This is a genomic window from Oleiharenicola sp. Vm1, assembly GCF_047777955.1.
Taxonomy (GTDB): Bacteria; Verrucomicrobiota; Verrucomicrobiia; order Opitutales; family Opitutaceae; genus Didemnitutus.
The window spans coordinates 3,023,327-3,045,689 of sequence record NZ_CP180537.1; the positions used below are offsets into that span (position 1 = coordinate 3,023,327).

Annotated in this window: 22 protein-coding genes and 2 pseudogenes; 14 read left to right on the plus strand and 10 right to left on the minus strand. The window is 69.6% G+C overall.

All coding sequences use genetic code 11. The annotated features are described in order from the left end of the window. Positions 1-26: 26 nt before the first annotated feature. The 4 genes from serS to ACMYLB_RS14690 all read right to left on the minus strand — a co-directional run bounded on the left by serS (position 27) and on the right by ACMYLB_RS14690 (position 3,470). The gene (gene serS, locus ACMYLB_RS14675) at positions 27-1,298 is read right to left on the minus strand and encodes a serine--tRNA ligase (protein ID WP_415907718.1); all 1,272 of its coding nucleotides are present in this window, start codon (positions 1,296-1,298) and stop codon (positions 27-29) included. Between the two features lie 136 nt (positions 1,299-1,434). Continuing rightward, the gene (locus tag ACMYLB_RS14680) at positions 1,435-1,947 is read right to left on the minus strand and encodes a glycosyltransferase family 9 protein (RefSeq protein WP_415907719.1); all 513 of its coding nucleotides are present in this window, start codon (positions 1,945-1,947) and stop codon (positions 1,435-1,437) included. Beyond that, positions 1,842-2,480, minus strand: coding sequence for a glycosyltransferase family 9 protein (locus tag ACMYLB_RS14685; protein WP_415907720.1), 639 nt, complete (start codon positions 2,478-2,480; stop codon positions 1,842-1,844). Before ACMYLB_RS14685 ends, ACMYLB_RS14680 begins: the two co-directional genes overlap by 106 nt. Further along, entirely contained in the window at positions 2,481-3,470 is a 990-nt protein-coding gene (locus ACMYLB_RS14690; protein ID WP_415907721.1) for a glycosyltransferase family 9 protein, read from the minus strand. Positions 3,471-3,605: 135 nt separating this feature from the next. Between ACMYLB_RS14690 and ACMYLB_RS14695 the strand changes: the two genes are divergently transcribed. The 6 genes and pseudogenes from ACMYLB_RS14695 (at position 3,606) to ACMYLB_RS14720 (ending at position 8,603) form a co-directional block, all read left to right on the plus strand. Next, positions 3,606-5,069 (plus strand): hypothetical protein, encoded by a 1,464-nt coding sequence (locus tag ACMYLB_RS14695; RefSeq protein WP_415907722.1) that lies wholly within the window; start codon positions 3,606-3,608, stop codon positions 5,067-5,069. Beyond that, positions 5,069-5,518, plus strand: a complete 450-nt coding sequence (locus ACMYLB_RS14700; RefSeq protein ID WP_415911094.1) for a glycosyltransferase family 9 protein — start codon at positions 5,069-5,071, stop codon at positions 5,516-5,518. Before ACMYLB_RS14695 ends, ACMYLB_RS14700 begins: the two co-directional genes overlap by 1 nt. An 18-nt stretch (positions 5,519-5,536) precedes the next feature. Then, the gene (locus ACMYLB_RS14705) at positions 5,537-6,517 is read left to right on the plus strand and encodes an ABC transporter ATP-binding protein (RefSeq protein ID WP_415907723.1); all 981 of its coding nucleotides are present in this window, start codon (positions 5,537-5,539) and stop codon (positions 6,515-6,517) included. Next, positions 6,514-7,377 (plus strand): annotated as a pseudogene (locus ACMYLB_RS14710) (ABC transporter ATP-binding protein); the annotation flags it as partial. The gene ACMYLB_RS14705 and the pseudogene ACMYLB_RS14710, both read left to right, overlap by 4 nt. A gap of 247 nt (positions 7,378-7,624) precedes the next feature. Continuing rightward, positions 7,625-8,230, plus strand: a pseudogene (locus ACMYLB_RS14715) (DUF3826 domain-containing protein); the annotation flags it as partial. A gap of 37 nt (positions 8,231-8,267) precedes the next feature. Next, positions 8,268-8,603, plus strand: coding sequence for a helix-hairpin-helix domain-containing protein (locus ACMYLB_RS14720; RefSeq protein ID WP_415907724.1), 336 nt, complete (start codon positions 8,268-8,270; stop codon positions 8,601-8,603). Here the strand turns inward: ACMYLB_RS14720 and ACMYLB_RS14725 are convergent. Both ACMYLB_RS14725 and ACMYLB_RS14730 read right to left on the minus strand, forming a co-directional pair. Further along, positions 8,578-9,258 (minus strand): hypothetical protein, encoded by a 681-nt coding sequence (locus tag ACMYLB_RS14725; RefSeq protein WP_415907725.1) that lies wholly within the window; start codon positions 9,256-9,258, stop codon positions 8,578-8,580. The genes ACMYLB_RS14720 and ACMYLB_RS14725 overlap by 26 nt on opposite strands. 6 nt (positions 9,259-9,264) lie before the next feature. Further along, positions 9,265-9,696, minus strand: coding sequence for a DUF4442 domain-containing protein (locus ACMYLB_RS14730; RefSeq protein WP_415907726.1), 432 nt, complete (start codon positions 9,694-9,696; stop codon positions 9,265-9,267). Positions 9,697-9,794: 98 nt separating this feature from the next. Here ACMYLB_RS14730 and ACMYLB_RS14735 point away from each other — a divergent pair, with 98 nt between their 5' ends. Continuing rightward, positions 9,795-10,490 carry a TonB family protein gene (locus tag ACMYLB_RS14735; RefSeq protein WP_415907727.1) on the plus strand — a complete coding sequence of 232 codons (696 nt, stop codon included), beginning with the start codon at positions 9,795-9,797 and terminating at the stop codon, positions 10,488-10,490. A 2-nt stretch (positions 10,491-10,492) separates the two neighbouring features. Here the strand turns inward: ACMYLB_RS14735 and ACMYLB_RS14740 are convergent, their stop codons facing one another. Further along, the gene (locus tag ACMYLB_RS14740) at positions 10,493-10,885 is read right to left on the minus strand and encodes a response regulator (protein ID WP_415907728.1); all 393 of its coding nucleotides are present in this window, start codon (positions 10,883-10,885) and stop codon (positions 10,493-10,495) included. A 100-nt stretch (positions 10,886-10,985) separates the two neighbouring features. After that, a complete protein-coding gene (locus tag ACMYLB_RS14745) occupies positions 10,986-11,450 on the minus strand; it encodes a PaaI family thioesterase (RefSeq protein ID WP_415907729.1) in 465 nt (154 codons plus the stop codon). A gap of 145 nt (positions 11,451-11,595) precedes the next feature. On the opposite strand from ACMYLB_RS14745, the gene ACMYLB_RS14750 reads away from it, so the two are divergent. The 7 genes from ACMYLB_RS14750 to lspA all read left to right on the plus strand — a co-directional run bounded on the left by ACMYLB_RS14750 (position 11,596) and on the right by lspA (position 20,171). Next, the gene (locus ACMYLB_RS14750; protein ID WP_415907730.1) at positions 11,596-12,489 is read left to right on the plus strand and encodes a ParA family protein; all 894 of its coding nucleotides are present in this window, start codon (positions 11,596-11,598) and stop codon (positions 12,487-12,489) included. A 13-nt stretch (positions 12,490-12,502) separates the two neighbouring features. Further along, positions 12,503-13,741 (plus strand): hypothetical protein, encoded by a 1,239-nt coding sequence (locus ACMYLB_RS14755; RefSeq protein WP_415907731.1) that lies wholly within the window; start codon positions 12,503-12,505, stop codon positions 13,739-13,741. Between the two features lie 200 nt (positions 13,742-13,941). After that, a complete protein-coding gene (locus ACMYLB_RS14760) occupies positions 13,942-14,202 on the plus strand; it encodes a hypothetical protein (RefSeq protein WP_415907733.1) in 261 nt (86 codons plus the stop codon). Between the two features lie 58 nt (positions 14,203-14,260). After that, entirely contained in the window at positions 14,261-15,571 is a 1,311-nt protein-coding gene (locus ACMYLB_RS14765; protein ID WP_415907734.1) for a hypothetical protein, read from the plus strand. A 142-nt stretch (positions 15,572-15,713) separates the two neighbouring features. After that, positions 15,714-18,566 (plus strand): isoleucine--tRNA ligase, encoded by a 2,853-nt coding sequence (gene ileS, locus ACMYLB_RS14770; RefSeq protein WP_415907735.1) that lies wholly within the window; start codon positions 15,714-15,716, stop codon positions 18,564-18,566. Between the two features lie 15 nt (positions 18,567-18,581). Then, entirely contained in the window at positions 18,582-19,538 is a 957-nt protein-coding gene (locus tag ACMYLB_RS14775) for a TraR/DksA C4-type zinc finger protein (RefSeq protein ID WP_415907736.1), read from the plus strand. Between the two features lie 33 nt (positions 19,539-19,571). Then, positions 19,572-20,171 carry a signal peptidase II gene (gene lspA / locus ACMYLB_RS14780; protein WP_415907737.1) on the plus strand — a complete coding sequence of 200 codons (600 nt, stop codon included), beginning with the start codon at positions 19,572-19,574 and terminating at the stop codon, positions 20,169-20,171. A gap of 24 nt (positions 20,172-20,195) precedes the next feature. On the opposite strand, the gene ACMYLB_RS14785 is transcribed toward lspA, so the two are convergent. Both ACMYLB_RS14785 and trpB read right to left on the minus strand, forming a co-directional pair. Then, entirely contained in the window at positions 20,196-21,059 is an 864-nt protein-coding gene (locus tag ACMYLB_RS14785) for a YicC/YloC family endoribonuclease (protein ID WP_415907738.1), read from the minus strand. Between the two features lie 83 nt (positions 21,060-21,142). Continuing rightward, positions 21,143-22,357, minus strand: coding sequence for a tryptophan synthase subunit beta (gene trpB / locus ACMYLB_RS14790; protein WP_415907739.1), 1,215 nt, complete (start codon positions 22,355-22,357; stop codon positions 21,143-21,145). Positions 22,358-22,363 lie beyond the last annotated feature (6 nt).

The window sequence follows — 22,363 nt, forward strand, 5'->3', positions numbered from 1 at the left end:
CCATCGGGCTCCTGCAAGCGGTCAGCTCACTTGAAGCTGAGGAACTCCTTGCCGAAATACGGCACGAGCGCCGCCGGGATCTTCACACGGCCGTCCGGCTGGAGATTGTTCTCCAGCAGCGCGGCGAGCACGCGGGGCACGGCGAGGCCGGAGCCGTTGAGCGTGTGCACGAGCTCGGGCTTGCCGGTCTCCTGGTTGCGGAAGCGGATCTGGGCGCGGCGCGCCTGGAAGGCCTCGAAGTTCGAGCAGCTGGACACCTCGAGCCAGCGCTTCTGGCCGGCGGCCCAGACCTCGAGGTCGTATTTCTTCGACTGGGAGAAGCCGAGGTCGCCGCCGCACATCAGCAGCACGCGGTAAGGCAGCTCGAGCTTGCGGAGCAGGCGCTCGGCGTCGTCGCGCAGCGCGTCGAGCTCGGCATAGCTCTGCGACGGGTGGACCCACTTGAGCAGCTCGACCTTGTCGAACTGGTGCAGGCGGTTCAGGCCGCGGACGTCCTTGCCGTAGCTGCCCGCCTCGCGGCGGAAGCACGGCGTGTAGGCGCAGCGCTTGATCGGCAGCGCGGTCTCGTCGACGATCTCGTCGCGGAAGAAGTTCGTCAGCGGCACCTCGGCGGTCGGCACGGCGAAGAGCCGGTCGGGCGTCGTCTCATACATCTGGCCCTCCTTGTCCGGCAGCTGGCCGGTGGCGGTGGCGCTGGCGGCGTTGACGAAGATCGGCGGCGCGACCTCGGTGTAGCCGGCCTTCACGTCCTCATCCAAGAAAAACTGGAGCAGCGCACGCACGATCTTCGCGCCGTCGCCGACGTAGAACGGGAAACCCGCGCCCGTGACCTTGGCGCCGCGGCCGAAGTCGAGCAGGCTCTCGAAGCCCTTGATCTCCCAGTGGGGCTGGGCGTGCGGGGAGACGGCGTTCACGTCGCCGTGGGTGGCGAAGACGACGTTCTGCTCGGGCGTCTTGCCCTCGGGCACGGAGGCGTGCGGGATGTTCGGGAGCGTCAGCATCGCGTCGCGCCACTTTTCCTCCACCGTCTTGAGGCCTTCCTCGCGCGCCTTCACCTCGGCGGAGACGGCCTTCATCTCCTGCACCTTCGCGAGGAACTCCGGCGAGCCCTTCTTCAGCGCGGCCATCTCGTTGTTGGCCGCCTTCTGCTTGGCGCGGAGCTGCTCGACCTCGCCGAGCTGCGAACGCCACGCGTGATCGAGCGCCAGCACCGCGTCGAGATCGACGTCGAGGTGCTTCTTGGCGATGGCGGCGCGGACGACTTCGGGCGTTTCGCGGAGGACTTTGGGATCGAGCATAGGAAGGCCGATTAACCCGGGAACGGCTTCCCCCAGCAAGGCGATTTTGGGAGCTCTGCGGGGAGCATTGTCTCCGAAAAAGGTGGCCCGCAACCTCCGGGCGCGGGGGTGTCAACCCGTCCGCACTGAGGCCGGGCTACCGCGCGCCGCGCCCGGCCGCCAATCGATCCACCTGCGCACAAACCTCCTCGACCGTGATCAAGTCCATCGCCCGCGCGTCGTGCACCCGCAGGTGCCAGCCCGGTTCGCTCGCGCCGAGGAACTGCCGCGCGGCCTCCGCGTAGCGGTCGACGCAGTAGCGCGGCTCCGGCCACGGGCCGGTCAGCGCCGAGCGGGCCACGGCGTAGAGCCCGACGACCGGCGTGCCGACCGCGGCGGCGAGGTGCACCGGGCCGGTGTCGGGGGCGAGCAAGCCCTCGGCCCCGGCGAGCACCGCGGCGAGCGTGCGCACGGAGGTGCGGCCGGCGAGGTTGAGCGCCGGCGTGGCCAGCTGCGCGGCGACCGCATCGGTCAAAGCCTTCTCGGCCGGGCTTCCGCCGCCGGTCAGGACGATGCGCCAGCCGGTCGCGCGTGCGACGTGGTCCGCGACGGCCGCGTAGCGCTCGGCGCGCCAGTTGCGCTCCGGCTTGCTCGCGGCCGGGTTGACCACGAAATATCTCCCTCGCCCGCCAGCGCGCGCGCGGCGGCGACGTCGGTCGTGCCCAGCGGCAGGGCGAGGCGGCGCACGTAATTTTCCGGCGCGACGCCGAGCGCGCCAGCGAAGGCGAGGAAACCTTCGGCGAGGTGCTCGTCGCGATACGGGATGCGCTCGCCGACGAACAGGCCGTGCAGGTCGCGGCCGCGGCGGGCGTCGAAACCGATCTTGCGCGCCGCCGGCACGCAGGCGTGCACGAGGTTGGCGCGGAAGCTGGCCTGCGCCGCGAGCAGCACGTCGAAGTCGCGCCCGCGCAGCGTCCGGCGCAGCGCGAGGTAATCGCCGAGCTTCATCGGGCGCGGCACGGCGATGAACTCCACGCCCTCGAGGCCGAGGAGCAGCTCGCGCGTCATGCCGCTCGTGATCCAGGTGAGCTGCGCGGCGGGGAAGTTCCGCCGCAGCGTTTGCACCAGCGCGGTGGCGAGCACGACATCGCCGAGCGCCGAGAGGCGCACGAGACAGAGGCGGCGCGGGGCGGCGGTTTGCACTCAGCGCGTCCGGGCGGACGGAAACGGCGCGCGCGCGTGGTCGTCTTCCGATTCCAGGCGACGCTTGAGGCGCGCGAAGACGTCGCGGGCGGCGAGCAGGCGCAGGTCGCCGACCGGCGCCTGGATGTAGAAATTCGTCGGGCTCGTCAGCGGATACGGCCCGGACAGGCGCGGGTCGGTCGGGCCGAAGATGCCGAGGGTCTTCACGCCGAGCGCGGCGGCGAGCTGGAGCGGGCCGGTGTCGTTCGAGATCACCCAGTCGGCGTGGGTGATGAGGGCGGCGAGCGAGGCGAGGCTGGTGTTGCCGGTGAGGTTGACGAAGGCGCCGTCGGGGAACGCCTCCTTGCACGGCAGGTAGTGCGAGCCCGCCCAGACGACCTTGCGGCCCGCCTCGCGCACGAGCAGCGACGAGAGCTGGGCGAATTCCGGCCAGCGCTTGTCCTCGCGGCGGCTCTCGGGGAACATGAGCACGGGGCGCCGGCCGTTGCGTTTCTCCATGAAGGAGAAGTTGAGCTTGCCGAAATCGCGGAAGTGCAGCGGACCGTGCAGCTCGGGCTTGGCCTCCACGGCGACGAGGAACTGCAGCAGCGTCTCGAGCGGGTGATGCGGGCCGGGCGTGGGCGCGGCGATTTTCTCGCCGTAGAAGAAGGTCGCGCCCTCGCGCGCGTCGGCGCGGCCGAGCTTCCGCTTCGCGTGCGTCCATTTCACCATCAGGCCGGAGCGCAGCAGGCCCTGGAAATCCATCACGACGTCGAACTGCCGCGCGCGCACCTCGCGCATGAGCTGGAAGAACCCGCGCACGCCGCCGAGCCGCCGGAAGACGAAGATCTGGTCCACCACGCTGCTCGAGCGCACGAGCGGCGCGAACACGTCGCGCACGATCCACGACACGCGCCAATCCGGCTGCTGGGCCTTCAGCGACGCCGTGACCTGCAGGCCGTGCACGATGTCGGCGAGCGAGGCGGGTTGGATGATGAGCAGTTCGCGCATGGGACGGCGGTGGAGAAATTCCTTTCAACCACCAGCGAGTTAGGTTTCATCCGACTTCGCCGAAGGCAAATTCAATCACCTTGAGCAGGAAAAATTTGAGGCAATTTAGCGCGTCCGTCCCCCGCCCCGCCCGCCATGGTTAAACTGGCGCTCCAGGTCGCCGGCTGGGTGTTGGCCCACCTGCCGCTCGCCGCGCTCCGGGCGCTGACGCAGGCCGTCGCCGGGGCGTTCTACTTTCTCGTCCCGAGCCGCCGCCGGCTCATGCACGCGAACCTGCACCACGCCTTCCCCGAACGCTCGGCCGCCTGGCGGCGCGCGACGGCGCGCGAGTGCATCCGGCGCTTCGTCGAGACCGCGTTCTACTCGCTGGCCAGCCCCTATCTCAGCGCCGCGCGCATCCGCGAGATCGTGCGCGGCACCGCTTCGCTGCGCGCGGCCTTCGCGGCCCACGCCGCCGCGCCGCGCGCCACGCTGTTCTGCTCGCCGCATTTCGCCCACTGGGAAGTGCAGACCGCGCTCGCGCTGCTCGTCGACGGGACGTTCCCCGAGTTCGCCTCCATCTTCCGGCCGATCGACAACCCGGCGGCGGACGAGTTCATCCGGCGGACGCGCGAGCGCTTCGGCATGCGCCTGCTCTCGCGCAAGCAGGGCTTCCAGGAAGCGGTGCGCATCCTCCGGCGCGGCGGCTGCATCGGGATCCTCCACGACCAGAACGCCGGCGACCAGGGCGCGCTCACGCTGCTCTTCGACCGCGTCTGCTCGACCACCGAGCTGCCTGGCGTGCTCGCGACGAAGTTCGACGCGGTGGTGAACGTCATCTACCCGCGCTACCTCGGCTTCTGGCGCGTCGAGCTGCACGTCGAGCCGGTCGCGCACGACGGCACGCCCGAGGGCGTCACCATCGCGCTCAACCGCTGGCTCGAGGACAAGCTCCGCGCCGACGAGAACCAGTGCACCTCGTGGCTCTGGGGCCACCAGCGCTGGAAGAACCAGGACGCGCCGGCCGCGCGCTTCCGGCTCGGATTGAAGCGCGATTTCCTCGCCGCCGAGCGGCGCCAGCGCGGCCTCGCCGCCCTGCCCCGCCGCACGCGCCTCTGGGTGCGACTGCCCAACTGGCTCGGCGACGTCGTCATGGCGCTCCCGCTGCTCCGCGCGCTGCGCGCGGCCCGGCCGGACATGGAGATCACCTTCGTCGCCAAGGCCGCCTACCTGCCGCTGCTCGAGCAGCTGGCGCTCGCCGACCGCTACCGCGCGCTGCCGCAGGCCGGCGGCCTCGCCTACTTCGCGGAGTTCCGGCGCGCGCGCGAAGAGTTCCCCGACTGCTACCTGCTCTTCACGAATTCCCAACGCGGCGACCTCGAGGCGTGGTGCACCGGCGCGCGCCAGCGCTTCGGCCTCGTGCGGCGCGGCCACCCGCGTCCGCTGCTCACGCATCGCTTCGAGCTGCCCGCCGGTTACGACGAGGCGCAAAACCACCAGCTCGCGCTCTGGACGGATTTTCTCCGCCGCTTCGGCCTGGAGCAACCGGCCGACCTCGCGCCGCTGGAGCTCTCCGCTCTCCGCTCTCCGCTCTCAGCTTCCGACCGCCCCTCGGCCTGATCTGCGGCTCGGAAAACACGCCGGAGAAGCGCTGGCCGGTCGAGCACTGGCGCGCTTTGATCGCGGCGCTGCCCGAGCGGACGTTCGCGCTCTTCGGCACGCCCAACGACCGCGCGATCACCGACGCCGTCGCGGCGGGCTTCGGCGACCGCGTGGAGAATCTCGCGGGCCGGACCGGCCTGGTGGAGTTCGCCACCCGCCTGCAAGGCTGCGCCGTCCTCGTCGCCAACGACACCGGCGGCATGCACCTCGCCAACGCCCTCGGCGTGCCGGTCGTCGGCCTGTTCGGTCCGACCAATCCCGTGCGCACCGGCCCGGTCTTCGCCGCGCCGAAGGTTCTCCTCCAGCCGCCCGGTTGCCCGCCCACCGGCGGCGGCGCGCTGGCCGACTTGAAGCCGGAGACGGTCGTTGCCTCCGTCCGCCAGCAACTCTCAGCTCAGAGCCCCTAGCCCTAGACTCCCGCGCCCGTGCCCCTGCTCGAAGTCACCGACCTCCGCACCCATTTCCACACCCGCAGCGGCGTCTACCGCGCGGTGGATGGCGTGAGCTTCAGCGTCGAGCGCGGCGAGACGCTCGGCATCGTGGGCGAGTCGGGCTCGGGCAAGTCCGTCACCTGCTACTCGCTCATGGGCCTGGTGCCGCAGCCGCCGGGCCGGATCGCGAGCGGCCGCGCGCTCTTCGACGGCACCGACCTGCTGCACTGCCCGCCCGCCGCGGCGCGCGCCATCCGCGGCAAGCGCATCGCGATGATCTTCCAGGACCCGATGACCTCGCTGAATCCCTACCTGCGGATCGACGAGCAACTCATCGAGCCCCTGCTCATCCACGAGCCGATCAGCCGCGCCGACGCCCTCGCCCGCGCGCGCGCCATGCTCGAGGAGGTCGGCATCAACGACGCCGCCCGACGCCTCCGGCAATACCCGCACGAGTTCTCCGGCGGCATGCGCCAGCGCGTGATGATCGCGATGGCGCTGATCACCCACCCCGAGCTGCTCATCGCCGACGAGCCGACCACGGCCCTCGACGTGACCGTGCAGGCGCAGATTCTCGAGCTGATCAAGAAGCTCCAGCGCCAGCACGGCATGGCGGTGATCTTCATCACCCACGACCTCGCCGTCGTCTCCGGCCTCTGCGACCGCGTGCAGGTGATGTATGCCGGCCGCATCGTCGAGCGCGCCCCGACTCGCACGCTGTTCACGACGCCGCGCCACCCCTACACTCAGGCGCTACAGCGCTCGATCCCCGCCCTGCAGCCCAAGGGCGGGGCGCTCTACTCGATCCCCGGCCTGCCGCCCGACCTCTCGAAACCGCTCGCCGGCTGTCCGTTCGCGCCGCGTTGCGAGTCCGCCACCGACGCCTGTCGCGGCGAACCGGTCGCGCTCGCGCCGATCCAGGCGGGACACGAGACCGCCTGCCTGCGCGTCCAACGCGGGGAAATCCAGCCATGAGCGAACCCCTGCTCGAGCTCCGCGACGTGCAGACCCATTTCCCGGTGGAGTCCGGCTTCCTGCTGCGCCGGCAGACCGGCACGGTGAAGGCTGTCGACGGCGTCTCCCTCACCGTCGCACGCGGCGAGGTCGTCGGCCTCGTCGGCGAGTCGGGCTGCGGCAAGTCCACGCTCGCGCGCACCGTCATGCAGCTGGTGCCGACGACCGGCGGCAGCGTGATCCTCGGCGGGCGTAACCTCACCGCCGCCCGCGCCGCGGAGGTGCAGGCCGCACGCCGCGACATGCAGATGGTTTTCCAGGATCCGTTCGCCTCGCTCAACCCGCGGATGACGGTCTTCGACACGCTGGCCGAGCCGCTGCGCGTGCACGCGGTCTGTCCGCCGGCGGAGATCCCCGCGCGCGTGGCGCACCTGATGGAGATCGTCGGCCTGGCGGCGCGCTTCGCGCGGAAATACCCGCACGAGTTCTCCGGCGGCCAGCGCCAGCGCATCGCCATCGCGCGCGCGCTCGCCCTCGAGCCGCAGCTGATCATCGCCGACGAGCCGGTGTCGGCGCTCGACGTCTCGATCCAGGCCCAGATCCTCAACCTCCTTGCCGCGCTCGTGCGGCGGATGAACCTCTCGCTGCTCTTCATCGCCCACGACCTGTCGGTGGTGAAACACATCAGCGACCGCGTGGCCGTGATGTATCTCGGCAAGATCGTGGAGCTCGGGCCGGCCGCCGACGTCATCGAACGGCCGCGGCATCCCTACACCCGCGCCCTGATCAGCGCGATCCCGACCGTGCGCCCGGAGGATGGCCGCGCCCGCATCATCCTCGCCGGCGATCCGCCGTCGCCGATGCACCCGCCCGCCGGCTGTGCCTTCCACCCGCGCTGTCCCTACGCGACCGAGTCGTGCCGCGCCAGCGCCCCGCCCTGCAGGCCGTCGGTCCGAGTCATACCGCCGCTTGCAGCCGCCTGGATGAAATCGACTGACGGCGCGCCGCGTCTCACGCCTCATGCCCACCTCGCGTTTCCTGTCCTGCCTCAAGCTCGCTGCGCTCGCCCTCGTCTGGAGCAGCCTCTCCCTCCTGCGCGCCGCGGACGCCGCCCTCCCGCCCAAGTTCGATCCCGCGATCACGAAGCGCGCCGCGACCTGGGTCGGCCAGCTCGGGCTCACCGACCCCGCCCAGGCCGAACGCGTGCGCACGGTGATCGCGACGCACCTCACCGCCGTGCGCGACTGGCACAACGCCCACCCGTTCACCACCGTTCCTGAAGGCACGAACCCGGCGACCGGCAAGCCCCTGAGCAAGCTCGACCGCGAGATGATCGCCGACGGCGCGATGCCCCGGGCCGTCCACGCCGCGCTCATGGCCGGCCTGCGCGCCGACCTCACCGAGGCGCAGGTCGAGGCCGTGCTCGACAGCTACACGGTGGGCAAGGTCGCGTTCACGCTGAAGGGTTACCACGCCATCGTGCCCGACCTGAAGCCGGAGGAGGAGAAGGTCATCCTGGGTTACCTCAAGCAGGCGCGCGAGGAAGCCGTCGACTACAAGAACATGCCGCAGATCTCGGCCGTGTTCGAAATCTACAAGACCAAGTGCGAGCAGTATCTGAACGCGCAGGGCCGCGACTGGAAGGCGCTGTTCCGCGCCTACGTCCAGAAGGTGCAGGCCGAGAAGGCCGCCAAGAAAGCCGCGGCCGCGACCGAACCGGCGCCGGGCCACTGACAGGCCGTTGTCAGGGGGACCGGCTAGAATCCGCCGCATGAAAACCGATCCCCTCGCCGCCCGCCGCGAATCGCTGCGCGAGTTGCGCACCATCCCCGGCATCGGCCCGAGCCTCGCGCTCGACCTGTATGCGCTCGGCATCCGCCACGTCGCGGACCTGAAGACCAAGGACCCGGAGACGCTCTACCGCCGGCTCGAACGCCTCACCGCTGCCAAGCAGGACCGGTGCGTGCTCTACACCTTCCGCTGCGCCGTCTACTTCGCGAAGACGAAAAATCCCCGGCCGGACCGGCTGCTCTGGTGGAACTGGCAGGACGCGCCCGCCGCCAAGCGTCGCCGGCAATCGCCTAGCGCTGCGGCACGACGCGGGTGAAGTCCGAGTAGACGATCCGCAGGTCCTCCTCGATCGTCTTGAAAAAGAAAAGCCGGCCGCGGAAACGCGACCGCGACGCGCGCGGCAACGACGGCCGATCGGCCGTGGGCGGCGAGAACTCCATCGCGACCTCGAGCTCGGTCATCTTCACGCCGAGCGTCGGCGAAAACGGCTCCGCCAGGCGGAGCGTGAACGTCTCCACCGCCGCCGGCTGCTTGGCGAACTTCAGGTCGAGCACCACGTGCGCGAGCAGCGGCTCCTTCAGGTCCGCGCGGAAACGCCCGCGGAACTCCGCCGTCGTCGCATCCTCCCGCAGCAGCTGGAACGTGCCGCGGTCGAGGTCGCCCTTTTCGAACGTCGCGCGCGCGGTCGGCGGCGTGCTGCTCGCCTTGTAGCGCAGGTAACGCTCGAGCTCGTCCGCCGTCGGCGCGCGGCCGTCGCGCTGGAGCAGCGTCCATTCGCCGCCGTGCGGACGCGACGGGTCGTAGCGCTCCACCGAGGTTTCCCCGCCGCGCGTGGTGGTGAGCGTGTAGGCCCAGCCGCGCGGCGCGTCGGAGGTGAAGCGCGCGAGCGCCTCGCCGAAATACGCGGGCAGCTCCGCCGCCGCGGCGAGCGCGGGCACGAGGAGCAACAGGAGCAGGAAACGCGGACGCATGGGAAATCAGGGCGCCGTCCCGGCGCGGGCGATGAACCAGTCGAAGCTGCCGGTGAAGGTCACGCGCCCCGCCCGGTCCTTCAGTTCGACGAGCACGGTGGCGGCGGTGCGCGTCTTCGTCTGCAGGTCGCGGACGAGGTTGGCGCGGGTGAGATCGTCGGGCCACGCGTAGGCCAGCAGGTCGCCGGTGCCGGCCTGGCGGTATTTGAGCTGCACGCCGCGCACGACGGCGAAGACCCGGCCGTCGAGCTCCGGGAAGTCGCGCTGCAGGCAGGCGGCGCTGGCGGCCTCGGCGAGGGCGAACTGCGCGGCGGCGTGCGCCGTGCCCACGTGGTTCTGCACGACCGGCGCGAACGGCAGCTCGAGCAGGTGCTCGGCGCCGGCGGGCGCGGCGACGAGGCCGAGCGCCTGGTTGAACGCGAGGTCGGTGGGCTTCACGCCGCCGATGTGACGCGCGCGCGGCGCGCTTTGGCAACGAAGTTTGCGCGCGTCTCTAAGAAACCGCGCGGTGGCGCGTCGTGCCAGTGGAGACTGCCATGCACACCGCCACCCTCACCCAACGCTTCGGCGTTCCCGCCTTGGTCGCAGCGACGTTCCACGTCGTGTTGCTGTTTGGTGTCCGCCCACCCATCCCCGCCTCCGTCGGGGCGATCATCGCCGATCCCCCGTTCAAGCTGCCCCCGCTGCCGGTCGAGCTGATCACGCCGCCGCGGCCGGAGCCGGAGTTCACGAACGAGCCGGTGAAGCCGCTGCACCGACCCGGCCCGGTCCGCCCGGTGAGCGAGGACAACTCGGTGCCGTTCAAGCCGGAGCTGGCGCCGACGCCGTTCGCGCCGCCGGCCACGCGCGCGCCGACGCCGGAGAAGCTGATCCCGCAGGAATGGGGCGACGGCTCCACCGGCCCGCGCGCCCTCGGCGGTCCGGACGGCCCGGCGATTTTCCGGCTCGGCGACCTCGACGCCCAACCCCGGGCCAAGGTCCAGGTCTCACCCGAATATCCGTTCGCGCTCCGCGCGGGCGGCATCGAGGGCAACGCCACCATCGAGTTCGACGTCGACGCGTCCGGCCGCGTGGTGACGGCCCGCGCCCTGAGTTCCACGCACCGCGAGTTCGAGGATGCCGCCGTGCGCGCCGTGCTCAAGTGGCGCTTCGAGCCGGGCAAGCGTCACGGCCAGGCCGTGCCGTTCCGCATGGTCGTGCCGATCGGCTTCACCGTCACCGACCGGGACTGACCTCAATTCGCCGCTCGGCCCGCGCGGACTTCGGTGAAGCGATTCACGCGCTGCACCAGTTCGTGCGGGCTGAACGGCTTGGTCAGATAGTCGAGCGCACCGAGCTCGAGGCCGAGGTGGCGCGAGTCGGTCGAGGCCCAGGCGGAGATGATGATGACCGGGATCGTCGCGGTCGCGGCGTCGCGGCGGAGGATTTCGCAGACGCCGAAGCCGTCCAGGTCCGGCAGCATGAGATCGAGGAGAATGAGGTCGGGGCGCCGACGCTGCACCTCGGCGAGCGCCTCCCAGCCGTTGGCCGCGGTGGCGACGGAGTGGCCGGCCTTGCGCAGGTGATACGCGATCAGTTCGACCAGTTCCGGTTCGTCGTCGACGGCGAGGATGTGCGCGGCGGGCATGCCGGCACTGTGGCGGCGGAATGTGGCGGCGCCGCGACGCGCAGGTTACGAACGGGTGAAACCTGACCGCCCGCCGCCTCCCGCTCCGCCCGTTCGGGCGTCACCAGCGATGGTAGGCGGGGTGGCCGGGCTGGACCGCCACGAAGGTCCCGCGGCAGGTCGCGCGCGGCTTGCCGGCGGCGATGAGCACGCCCTCGATGACGGCGCGATCGGCGGCCGCCTCGACGACGCGCGCGACGAGTTCGACGGGACCGTCGGTCGGCGTGGGGCGCATCATCTTGATCGCGTAGTCCGCCGTGACGGTGCACGGCGGTTTCTCGAGGCCGCCCTGCCGCATCAGCTGCCACGCCGCGGTCCAGTTGCAGTGGCAGTCGAGCAGCGAGCCGATGATGCCGCCGTTCAGCACGCCGGGGAACGCCTCGTGGTGCTTGGCCGGCGTCCAGGTCGCGACGACCTCGTCGCCGCGGACGTGGCTGCGGATGTGCAGGCCCTGCGGGTTGGCGGGGCCGCAGCCGAAACAGATGCTTTGGGGGGAATAACGCTCCTGGAGCGACAGCTCGGACATGCGCGAAGCAGGGCGGAAGTTGGCGCAAAAGAAAAACCGAAAGTCGCCGCGCCGGCGTTCCCTGCGCGGCGCGGATTCAAAGGTTTTTTAACTCGCTCCGGGCGCCTCGCTGCCGCCATGCTCCGCGCGTTGCGACACCCCTGAAATGCCACGCAAAATCGCATTCATCAATTACAAGGGCGGCGTCGGCAAGACCTCGCTCATCGTCAACACCGCCGCGGCGCTCGCCCAGCGCGGGCAGCGCGTGCTGCTCCTCGATTTCGACACGCAGTCCAACGCCAGCATCTGGCTGCTGAAGCTCGAGCGCTGGAACAAGATCAACGCCAACGGCGTCGGCGCGATCTACTCGATCTTCGACCCGGGCACGGCGCGGGTGAAGGACCTCATCCTCAAGGATGTCGTCGAGGGCAAGGAGGGCGAGAAGCTGCTGCCCGGTCTCGATCTTGTGCCGACGACCTTCAACCTCGTCGACCTCGAGGGTGAATACAAAGCCGATCCGAAGCGGCCGAGCTACGCGATCTTCCAGGAGCAGCTCGCGGAGGTGGAGGCCAACTACGACTTCATCCTCTTCGACTGCCCGCCCAACATCCTCCGCGCCTCGCAGAACGGCATCTTCTGCGCGAACGAGATCTACGTCCCCTCGAATCCGGACGCGCTCTCGCTCATCGGCTTCACGCTGCTGGTCGAGAAGCTCATGCGCTTCCAGCAGAGCTCCGCGAGCTTCCGCACCACCGCGATGGGACCCGCGGCGCAGGTCTACGGCATCGTGTTCAACTCGATCAAAACCAACGTCGACATCGAGGTGCCGAAGATGCGCATGCAGCTTCGCCTGAATCAATTCAAGGCCCAGAAGCGCGGCTGCGCCCCCAGCGCGAAGATCTTCAACACCCAGATCCGCGACGCCATGGTCGTGCGCCGCGCCGTCACGCTCGGCCTGCCCGTCAGCCTCGTCGGCACCGAGGGCACCGAGACCGACAGCGTCGCCAACGACTACCGGCAGCTGGCGTCCGAGATGATCGAGCACGCGCCGAATTTCTGACGGAACACACACCATGGCCAAATTCACCGCAAAAGAGTGGGACGACATCCGGAAGCGCTTCCACAACTCCATCATGGCGGACACCTCGCTGAGCAGCCTGGCGCAGAACCTCGACACCGCCGACTGGCCGGTGAAGGGCGAGGAGGAGAAGCCGTCGAAATACATCGATTTCAACTACGACGAGTTGCTCCTGCTCCCCGAGATCGCCGGCAGCGAGAAGCGCGCCGATCACCTTATCGGGATTCTCAAGGAAACCCTGGCCTTCGACGACCCGTTCGGCGACATGGTCGCGCAGGTCGAGGAAAGCGCCTCCAAGGAGAACCCGGTCCTGAAGACCCTCGGCCGTCTCGGCATCCCCGAGGCCTACCCGCTCGCGCTCGTGAACCTCACCGAAGGCACCCGCACCGTCTGCGCCTCGGAGGGGGTGAAGACGATCGGCGAGTTCGCCAACCTCGCGCAGCAGATGTCCACCCGCGTCGTGATCGGCGGCGATTTCCGCGCCCTGCTCAACGCGCTCTCGCACGGCGACGAGGAGGGCATCGGCCAGTTCCTCCCCTTCCGCAAAGGTGCCAGCGGCCTGCACCTGCCGGAGGCGCTCGGCCTGGCCGCCGGCAGCGTGACGCGGCCCGAGCAACTCGCCCTCGCCCGGGCCTACGGCGCCCCGCTCGCCGGCGCCGCCGCCACGCCCCCTCGCCGCGGACGCTCAGGCCAGGGCCGAGCAGCGCGTGCAGATCGCGATGACCGCCACGCTCGAGTGGTTCCAGGACGCGACGACCGCCCTCGTCGACAAGCTCAACGCCGGCGGTGCGCTCGAACGCGAACTCGTCGTCATCGGCGACCCCGCCCGCGAGGCGATCGCCGCCCGCTTCTTCCGCCAGGCCGTCGCCCGCCGCCTCCACTCGACCGTCGAGCCCGCGAAGAAGGGCGGCTTGTTTTCGCGCCTGTTTGGGCGTTAAGTTCGCGGCGTGGAGAACCAGCCGTCACCGCGCCCCGCGAACCCGCCCCTCCGGGCCCGTCGTTCCCGCCGCCGCCCTTCCCGAAGCCGCCGAGTTTCGCGCCGCCGCCCGGCGTCCCCGCGCCGAAGCCCGCCGGCGGCGCCCGGCCGCTCGTGCTGCCGCGCCGCGCCAGCCCGCTGCTGCGGGCGCAGGAGGCCGCCGCCGCCACGACCGCCGCCACCGCCGAAGCCCGCAAGTCGATCGACGCGATCATTTCCCAGTCCCGCGCCCCTGGGGCGGCAGCGCTCCGGCGCTGAGCGGCAGCCAGGCCGAGGAGCTGCAAAAGGCGATCCGCGGACTCGAGGCCAAGCTCGCCGAGCGCGACCTCGCCGTCGCGGAGGCCCAATCCCGCCTCGCCGAGCGCGAGCGCGAGCTGGCCGAGGCCGAGGCGCTCCTCGCCGCCCGCGAACGCGTCATCGAGGCCGCCCGCCGGCAGCCGGCGGCGACCGGCGCCGCCGTGTCCAACGAGCAGCTCGAAGCGCTGAAGAAGCTTCGCGAAGAACTCGACCGCCAGGAAGCGTCGATCAAGGAACAGCGCGAGGCGCTGCGCGAGCGCGAGGAGTTTCTGGAGCAGTCCGAGGCCACGCTCTTCGCCAAGATGCAGCAGCAGCAGGAAAAGGAGACGGAGCTCGAACAGCTGGCTGAGGACCTGAAGCGGAAGGCCCGGCAACTGGGACTGGGCGGGGACGAACCACCGGAAATCAGGGAAAAAGCGTAGGGAACAAGGTTTGAATTGGCTTTTCCAAGCCAACTCACTCTGCTTTCTGCCTTCCCTGATGAACCTTCGTTCCGTTTCCACGGTGGCCCTGCTGGCCTCGCTTTTCATCCCGGCCTTCGCGCAATCCTCCTCTGACGACGAGGCCAGCCTCAGCCTCACGCTCCCCACGGACGAGTGGTATGTCCCCAAGAACACGCTCACCTTCGGCTATCGCGTGCTCGGCAACGGCATCAAGGCCAACTTCGGCAACCTCGGCAGCCTCCCCACCCGCGTGATCGAGGGGAAGCTCACCGTCGCCAAGCCCGGCTCGACCACCGGCGAGACGATCGAAATCGTCACGCGCAACTACGACAACGGCTCGATGCGCCAGGACTACCAGCGCGCCGACGAACTGCTGCCCACCAGCGTCGCCCCGACCGACGGCCAGGCGCTCGCCTACGGCGTCTATCCCGGCAACGGCCGCTACCAGACCTACGTCAGCGCCAACTCCGGCGGCACCGTCACGGACACGCAGACCTCCGACCAATTGAGCTACCAGCAGGGCGTCACCCGCTACTGGACCTACGTCAGCCCCTCGCAGATCGCCAACGATCGCGTCGCCATGAGCACCTACTCCGCCGCCTCCGAGGGCGCGACCGCCCGCAAGGAGGAAGGCATGAACAGCGGCCTCGAACTCACGCTCTCCCGTGACATCGGCGCCGCGGGCAAACGCTTCCAGTGGAGCATCACGGCCGGCCTGGCCCTGAACAACATGAACGCCAAGACCGGCGGCACGATCCATTCGACGCTCACCGTCCACACCGATTACTACCAGCTGAACGGCCCCGCCCCCACCGGCACCACCCTCGGCGGCCCCAGCTACATCGACCTCACCCGCCCCGACGGCACCACGGCGACCAGCGGCCTCGAGACCACCACGACCATCGGCGACACGCCGATCTCGTCCTCGACCTCCTCCATCGCCGGCGGCGCCACCATCCTAGGCAACTGGAAGATCAAGGGCGCCTACATGCTGGTCCGCGTCGGTCCGTCGCTGCGCACCAAGCTCAGCGAACGCTTCGGCCTCAGCGCCAGCATCGGCCTCGCCGGCGCCTACGCCGGCAGCCGCTACAGCGTGGTCGAGACCCTCGACATCCCGGACGTGGTCGAGCCGATCACCGAGTCGATCGACAGCGTGCAGAACAAGTTCCTGGGCGGCTTCTACGCCGACGTGAACGTCGACTGGGTCGCCAACGAGCGCACCGGCCTCTTCGCCGGTGTCAACATGCAGAACCTCGGCGGCTACGACCAGGAAGTCGGCGGCCGCACCGCCAAGATCGACTTCGGCAACGCCGTCGGCCTCCGCGGCGGCCTGAGCTTCAAGTTCTGAGGCGCCTCCCGCCCTCCCTTTTCCGGCCGGCTCACCCGAGCCGGCCGCTTCGTTTTCGGACCGTTTTCCGCCCCGCGTCTGCTGCCGTTCTGCCCCCTTGACTCCCCCTTTCCGTGGAGTAGCGTCCGGCGCTTTTCCCAGAATGGCCCAAGAACTTAAAGATACGCTCCTGCTTCCGAAGACGGATTTTCCCATGCGGGCAAATCTCGTGTCCCGCGAGCCGGAGCGAATTAAGCACTGGGACCAGCTCGGCCTCTACGCCCGCATTCAGGCCAAGCGCGCCGGCTCCGGGAAGAAATACGTGCTGCACGACGGCCCGCCGTTCACCAACGGCGACGTCCACATCGGCACCGCGCTGAACAAGTCGCTCAAGGATTTCGTCAACCGCTACAAGTCCATGCGCGGCTACGCGACGCCCTACGTGCCCGGCTGGGACTGCCACGGCCTGCCGATCGAGCAGAAGGTCAGCCGCGAGATCCAGGAGCAGAAGCTCAACCTCACCACCGCCGAGCTGCGCGCGAAGTGCGACGCGTTTTCCGAAAGCTGGATCGCGAAGCAGACCGCGCAGTTCAAGCGCGTCGGCGTGCTCGCCGACTGGGCCCACGAATACAAGACCAAGGCGCCCGCGTTCGAGGCGGACATCCTGCGAACGTTCGCCGCGTTCGTGGCGCAGGGCCTCGTCTACCGCTCGAAGAAACCCGTTTACTGGTCGATCCCCTTCGAGACCGCGCTCGCCGAGGCCGAGATCGAATACAAGGACCACGTCTCGCCCTCGATCTGGGTGAAGTTCGCCGTGCCGACGGAGCAGGCCGCCAAGTTCGGCCTCCCGACCGACAAGCCGCTCTACGTCGTCATCTGGACGACCACGCCCTGGACGATTCCCGCCAATCTCGCGATCGCGGTGCATCCGGAGGTCGACTACGTCGTCGCCGACCTCGGCGCCGAGCGCATCGTCGTCGCGGAAGCCCTGCTCGGCTCCGTCGCCACCGCCGCGAAGCTCGCCACCCAGCCCGCGGTCGTGAAGACCGTCAAGGGTGCCACGCTCGAGCACCTCGCGCCGCGCCATCCGTTCATCGACCGCCCCTCGCCCATCGTGCTCGCCGACTACGTCACGACCGACAGCGGCACCGGCTGCGTGCACACCGCGCCCGGCCACGGCGCCGAGGACTACCAGACCGGCGTCAAATACGGCCTCGAAATCTACTGCCCCGTCGGCGACGACGGTCGCTACGTCGACGACGGCAAGGTGCCCGCCGACCTCGTCGGCCTCACCACGCTCGAGAGCGTCGAGGACCTCGCCGCCAAGAAGACTTCCCCGGCCAACATCGCCGTGCTGAAGAAGCTCGATGCCGCCGGCGCCCTCCTCGCCAAGCAGCGCTACGAGCACCAATACCCGCATTGCTGGCGTTCGAAGACCCCGATCGTCTTCCGCGCCGTCGACCAGTGGTTCGTCTCGCTCGACAAGGCCGGCCACCGCCAGATCGCCCTCGGCGAGATCGCCCAGATCGCGGAGCACCAAGGCTGGATTCCCGCCTGGGGCGAGGCCCGCATCCGCGGCGCCGTCGAGTCGCGCCCCGACTGGTGCATCAGCCGCCAGCGCTCGTGGGGCGTGCCGATCCCGGCCTTCTACGACGCGAAGAAAAACGCCTACCTCGACGCCGGCGTCGCGCGCGCCGTCGCCGACAAGATCCAGACCCGCGGCACGAATTTCTGGTATGACGCCTCCGCCGCCGAGATCCTCGCCGGCGTGACGCTCCCGGCCGGCTGGCCCGCGCCGGGCGAGCTGACCTGCGGCCGCGACACGCTCGACGTCTGGATCGACTCCGGCTCCACCCAGGCCGCCGTGCTCAAGCGCGGCCAGGGCGGCACGCACTGGCCGGCCGACCTCTACCTCGAGGGCAGCGACCAGCACCGCGGCTGGTTCCAGTCCTCGCTCTGGAACAGCGTCATCGCGTTCGGCGCCGCGCCCTACAAGGCCGTCCTCACGCACGGCTTCATCGTCGACAAGAACCGCCAGAAGATCTCCAAGAGCTCGACCTACCAGAAGCCGCAGACCGCCGAGGCCTACATCAAGGACCACGGCGCGGACGTCATCCGCCTCTGGATCGCCTCGCAGGATTTCCGCGACGACATCCCGGTCGACGAGGAAATCCTCAAGCACGTCGGCGAGGCGTATCGCCTTTTCCGCAACACCTTCCGCTTCCAGCTCTCGAACCTCTTCGACTTCGACGCCGCGCAGCACGCCGTGCCGCACGCGCAGCTCGACGCGCTCGACCGCTGGGCGCTGCACCAGACCGCGAAGCTCCTGGCCGAGTGCACGGCGGCCTACGACGCCTTCGAGTTCCACCGCGTCTACCAGCTCTGCAACCAGTTCTGCTCGGTCACGCTGTCGGCGACCTACCACGACATCCTGAAGGACCGCCTCTACACGCTCGGCGCCAAGCACCCGCTCCGCCGCTCGTCGCAGACCGCGATCCACGCCATCTTCACCACCCTGGTGAAGATCCTCGCGCCCGTCCTCACCTTCACCGCCGACGAGGCCTGGAGCTACGCGACGACCGGCAAGGAATACAGCGACGACTCCATCCACCTCCAGGACTGGCCGACCGCGCCCGCCGAGTGGACCGACGCCGCGCTCGATGCCGACTTCGCCACCCTGCTCAAGCTCCGCGCCAAGGTCACCGAGGCCCTTGAGCCGCTCCGCCAGGCGGGCCAGATCGGCAAGTCGCTCGACGCCACCCTCGCCTTCGCCGGCGCCCCGGACGGCGCGGAGATGGTTGCACTCGCGAAACACCGCGATTTCCTGCCCGAGTTCTTCATCGTTTCCTCCGTCACGCTGGAACCCAAGGCCGGCGCGGCGCTCGAAATCAAGTCGCTCAACGCCCGCGAGGCCGGTCACAGCCGCTGCCCCCGCTGCTGGCGCTGGGTGCCCACTCTGACCGCGACGTCGCACGGAGAGGTTTGCCCTCGCTGCGCCGACGCCCTTAATTCCTGACCCCCGAAACTCCCCATGGCCAAGAAGCACCCCGCCAAAAAGCCTGTGAAGAAAGCCGCTCCCACGAAATCCGCCAAGCCGGCGAAGACTCTCCCGGCCAAGAAAGAGCCCGCGCCCACCAAGGTCGCCGCCAAGCCCGTTGAGGCCAAGCCGACCGCGGCGAAGCACGAGCCGACGAAATCGGACGCGCCGAAGGCTAAAGGCGCCATGACCGCGGCCGATCTGAAGCGCATGATCCTCGAGCGCAAATCCGCGGGCCCGGCGAAATCCATCTCCTTCTCCCTCGACGAAGTGCGCGAGATCGCGAAGAAGAACGAATCCACCGTCGCCCCCACGGAGAAGGCCGCCAAGGCCACCAAGTCGGCCAGCGGCAAGGCGTCCGACGCCCACGCCAAGACCGAAAAGCCGCACAAGCCGAACCACGTGAAGCCCGCCTCGCTGGCCGACATCCTCGGCTTCGCCCCGGGCAAGAAGGCCCACAAGACGGTCATCGTCCACGAGGACGAGGTCCCGGAGAAATTCCGCCGCTACTACAAGATGCTCACCGAGCTGCGCTCCCACGTGATGGAGAAGCTCGGCGAGCACACCGAGGACACCCTGATGAAGTCCTCCAAGGACGATTCCGGCGACCTCTCCGGCTACGGCCAGCACATGGCTGACGCCGGCACCGACACCTTCGACCGCGACTTCGCCCTCTCGCTCGTCTCGAGCGAACAGGAGGCCCTCTCCGAGATCGAGGCCGCCATCAAGCGCATCCACGACGGCACCTACGGCATCTGCGAAGCCACGCAGAAGCCCATCGCCAAGGAGCGCCTGCTGGCCGTGCCGTTCACCCGCTACTCCGCCGAGGCCCAGAAGGACGTCGAACGCCACTCCCACCGCTCGCAGCAGCGCGGCGGCCTCTTCGGCGACGCCGGGGACGAGGAAGGCGGCGGCAAGATGAGCGACGACGACGCCGGCGGCGACGAGTGACGTGATTTTCGATTTCGGATTTCGGATTTTCGATTGAAGCCATCCCCCGCCAATTCACCCGTCGCCGGTGCGCCCGGCAGCGTTGGCCAATCGAAGATCGAGAATCAAAAATCGAAAACTCAGCGCGTCCTCGCCTATCGCCGCCTGTGGCTGGTCGCGTTCGGCGTCTACGCGCTCGACCAGCTGACCAAGCACGCGATCGAGGCGCGCCTGCCCTTCCCGACCTACGGCCCGCCTGCGCACGTGCCGGTCATCGATGGTTTCTTCAACCTCGTGCACGTCGGCAACACCGGCGCGGCGTGGAGCATCCTGAGCGGCCGCGGCCACTGGCTCGGCCTGCTCGCCGTCGCCACGCTCGTCGCGATCTACTTCTGGCGGCACTCGCTCGGCCTGCGTCACGGCCTCGTCCAGCTCTGCTTCGGCGGCCTCTGCGGCGGCACCGTCGGCAACCTCACCGACCGGCTGCGCGTCGGGCACGTGGTCGACTTCCTCGACTTCCACTTCGGCAGCTACATCTACCCGTCGTTCAACGTCGCCGACATCGGCATCGTCTGCGGCGTGTTCGGCTACATCCTCTGGTCGCTGAAGCAGCCCACGCCGCCGGCGGAGCGAATCGCTCCCGCCGGGCGCTGAGCCGCGGGCGGCGGATCGCCGGCGCTATTCGACGTTCGCCATCTGCTCGCGCACGCGCTCGAGCTCGTTCTTGCACTCGATCACGCGCTGGCTGATCGCCAGGTCGTTGGCCTTGCTGCCGATGGTGTGGACCTCGCGGCCGATCTCCTGGAGGATGAACTCGGCCTTGCGGCCGACCTCCCCCTCCGAGCGCAGCAGCTCGCGCAGCTGGCCCAGGTGACTCCGCAGCCGCGTGATTTCCTCGCTCACGTCGCAGCGGTCGGCGAAGAGCGCCACCTCCTTCAGCACCCGCTCGTCGCTCACGTCGAGCTCGAGCCCCGCGCCGCGCAACCGCTGGAGCAATTGCTCGCGGTAGGCCGGCGCCACCTGGGGCGCGCGCGCCGCGATCGCCTCCACCTGGGTGTGCAGCTTCGCAATGCGGCCGAGAAAATCCACCAGCAGCGCCTCGCCCTCCTTCGCCCGCATCGCCGCCAGCCCGCGCAGCGCCGCCAGCAGCGCCTGCTCGACCGCCGGCCAGGCCTGCTCCGCGGTGCCGAGCTTGCCGCCGCCGTCCGTCGCGCTCGCGATCTCCCAGAGCAGCTCGGCCGTGGGCGCGAACGGCACGCCGCGCGCCCGCGCCAGCGCCTGCAGCCGGTCCAGCGTGTCCGCCACGTCCTCCTCGTTCCAGGCGCTCTCACCGCCCGCGCTGGCCTCGACCACCACGTGGACCTTGCCGCGCACGACGACCTTCCGCACCGCCTCGGCGACGGACGCCTCGAGCGCATCCCACGCATCCGGCAGCGCCATCGTCAGGTCGAGCCCGCGACGGTTTACCGAGTTCACCTGCACGGTGATCGCCTGCGCCCCGAAGTTGGCCGCCCCGCGGCCGAAGCCTGTCATGGAATTCATTCGGGGGCCTTTCTAACCACGGATTTCCCGGATGCACACGGCTAAATTCGCCCGTTTCACCCGCGCCAATCCCCACCGCGCCGTCAGCCCAGCATCCGCTGCACCTGCTGCACGTCCTTGTCGCCGCGGCCGCTGAGATTCACGACCAGCACCTGGTCCGGGCGCATCTGCTGCGCGCGCTTCACGGCGTAGACGAGCGCGTGGGTGGACTCGAGCGCGGGGATGATGCCCTCGAGGCGCGAGCAAAGCTGGAACGCCTCCAGCACCTCGTCGTCGGTGGCGTAGGCGAACTGGATGCGGTTCAGGTCGCGGTAGAAGGCGTGCTCCGGGCCGATGGCGGCGTAGTCGAGGCCGGCGCTGACGGAGTGCGTGAGCTCGATCTGCCCGTCCTCGTTCTGGAGGATGTAGGTCTTGCCGCCCTGCAGCACGCCGAGCCGGCCGCCCTCGAAGCGCGCCGCGTGCTCGCCCTTGCGGATGCCGCGGCCGCCCGCCTCGACGCCGGTGAGCGTCACGCCGGCATCGTCGAGAAACTCGAAGAACGCCCCGATCGCGTTCGAGCCGCCGCCGACGCAGGCGACGATCTCGTCCGGCAGCCGGCCCTCCCGGGCGAGGATCTGCTCCTTGAGCTCCAGGCCGATCACGCGGTGAAAATCCCGGACCATCATCGGATACGGATGCGAGCCGAGCGCGGAGCCGAGGATGTAGTGGGTCGAGCGCACGTTGGTCACCCAGTCGCGCATCGCCTCGTTGACGGCGTCCTTGAGCGTCTTCTGGCCCGACTCCACCGCCACGACCTTGGCGCCCATCAGGCGCATGCGGAAAACGTTCAGGGCCTGCCGCTCCATGTCCACCGCCCCCATGTAGACCGTGCAGTCGAGGCCGAACTTGGCGCACACCGCCGCGGTCGCGACGCCGTGCTGGCCGGCGCCGGTCTCGGCGATGATGCGCCGCTTGCCCATGCGCCGCGCCAGCAGGGCCTGGCCGAGCGCGTTGTTGATCTTGTGCGCCCCGGTGTGGAGCAGGTCCTCGCGCTTGAAATAGATCTTCGCGCCGCCGCAGTGCTCGGTCAGGCGCTCGGCGAAATAAAGCTCGGTCGGGCGGCCGGCGAATTCCTTCAGGTGCCGCTTCAGCTCGGCGTGGAACGCCGGATCGGCCTTCGCCGCCGCGTAGGCCGCGGTCAGCTCCTCGAGCGCCGTCATCAGCGTCTCCGGCACGTAGACGCCGCCGTAGGCACCGAAATGGCCCGAGGCGTCGGGCTGCTGGAAACGGGCGGCGGACGGGGCGGCGGAAGCGGACATCGGGCC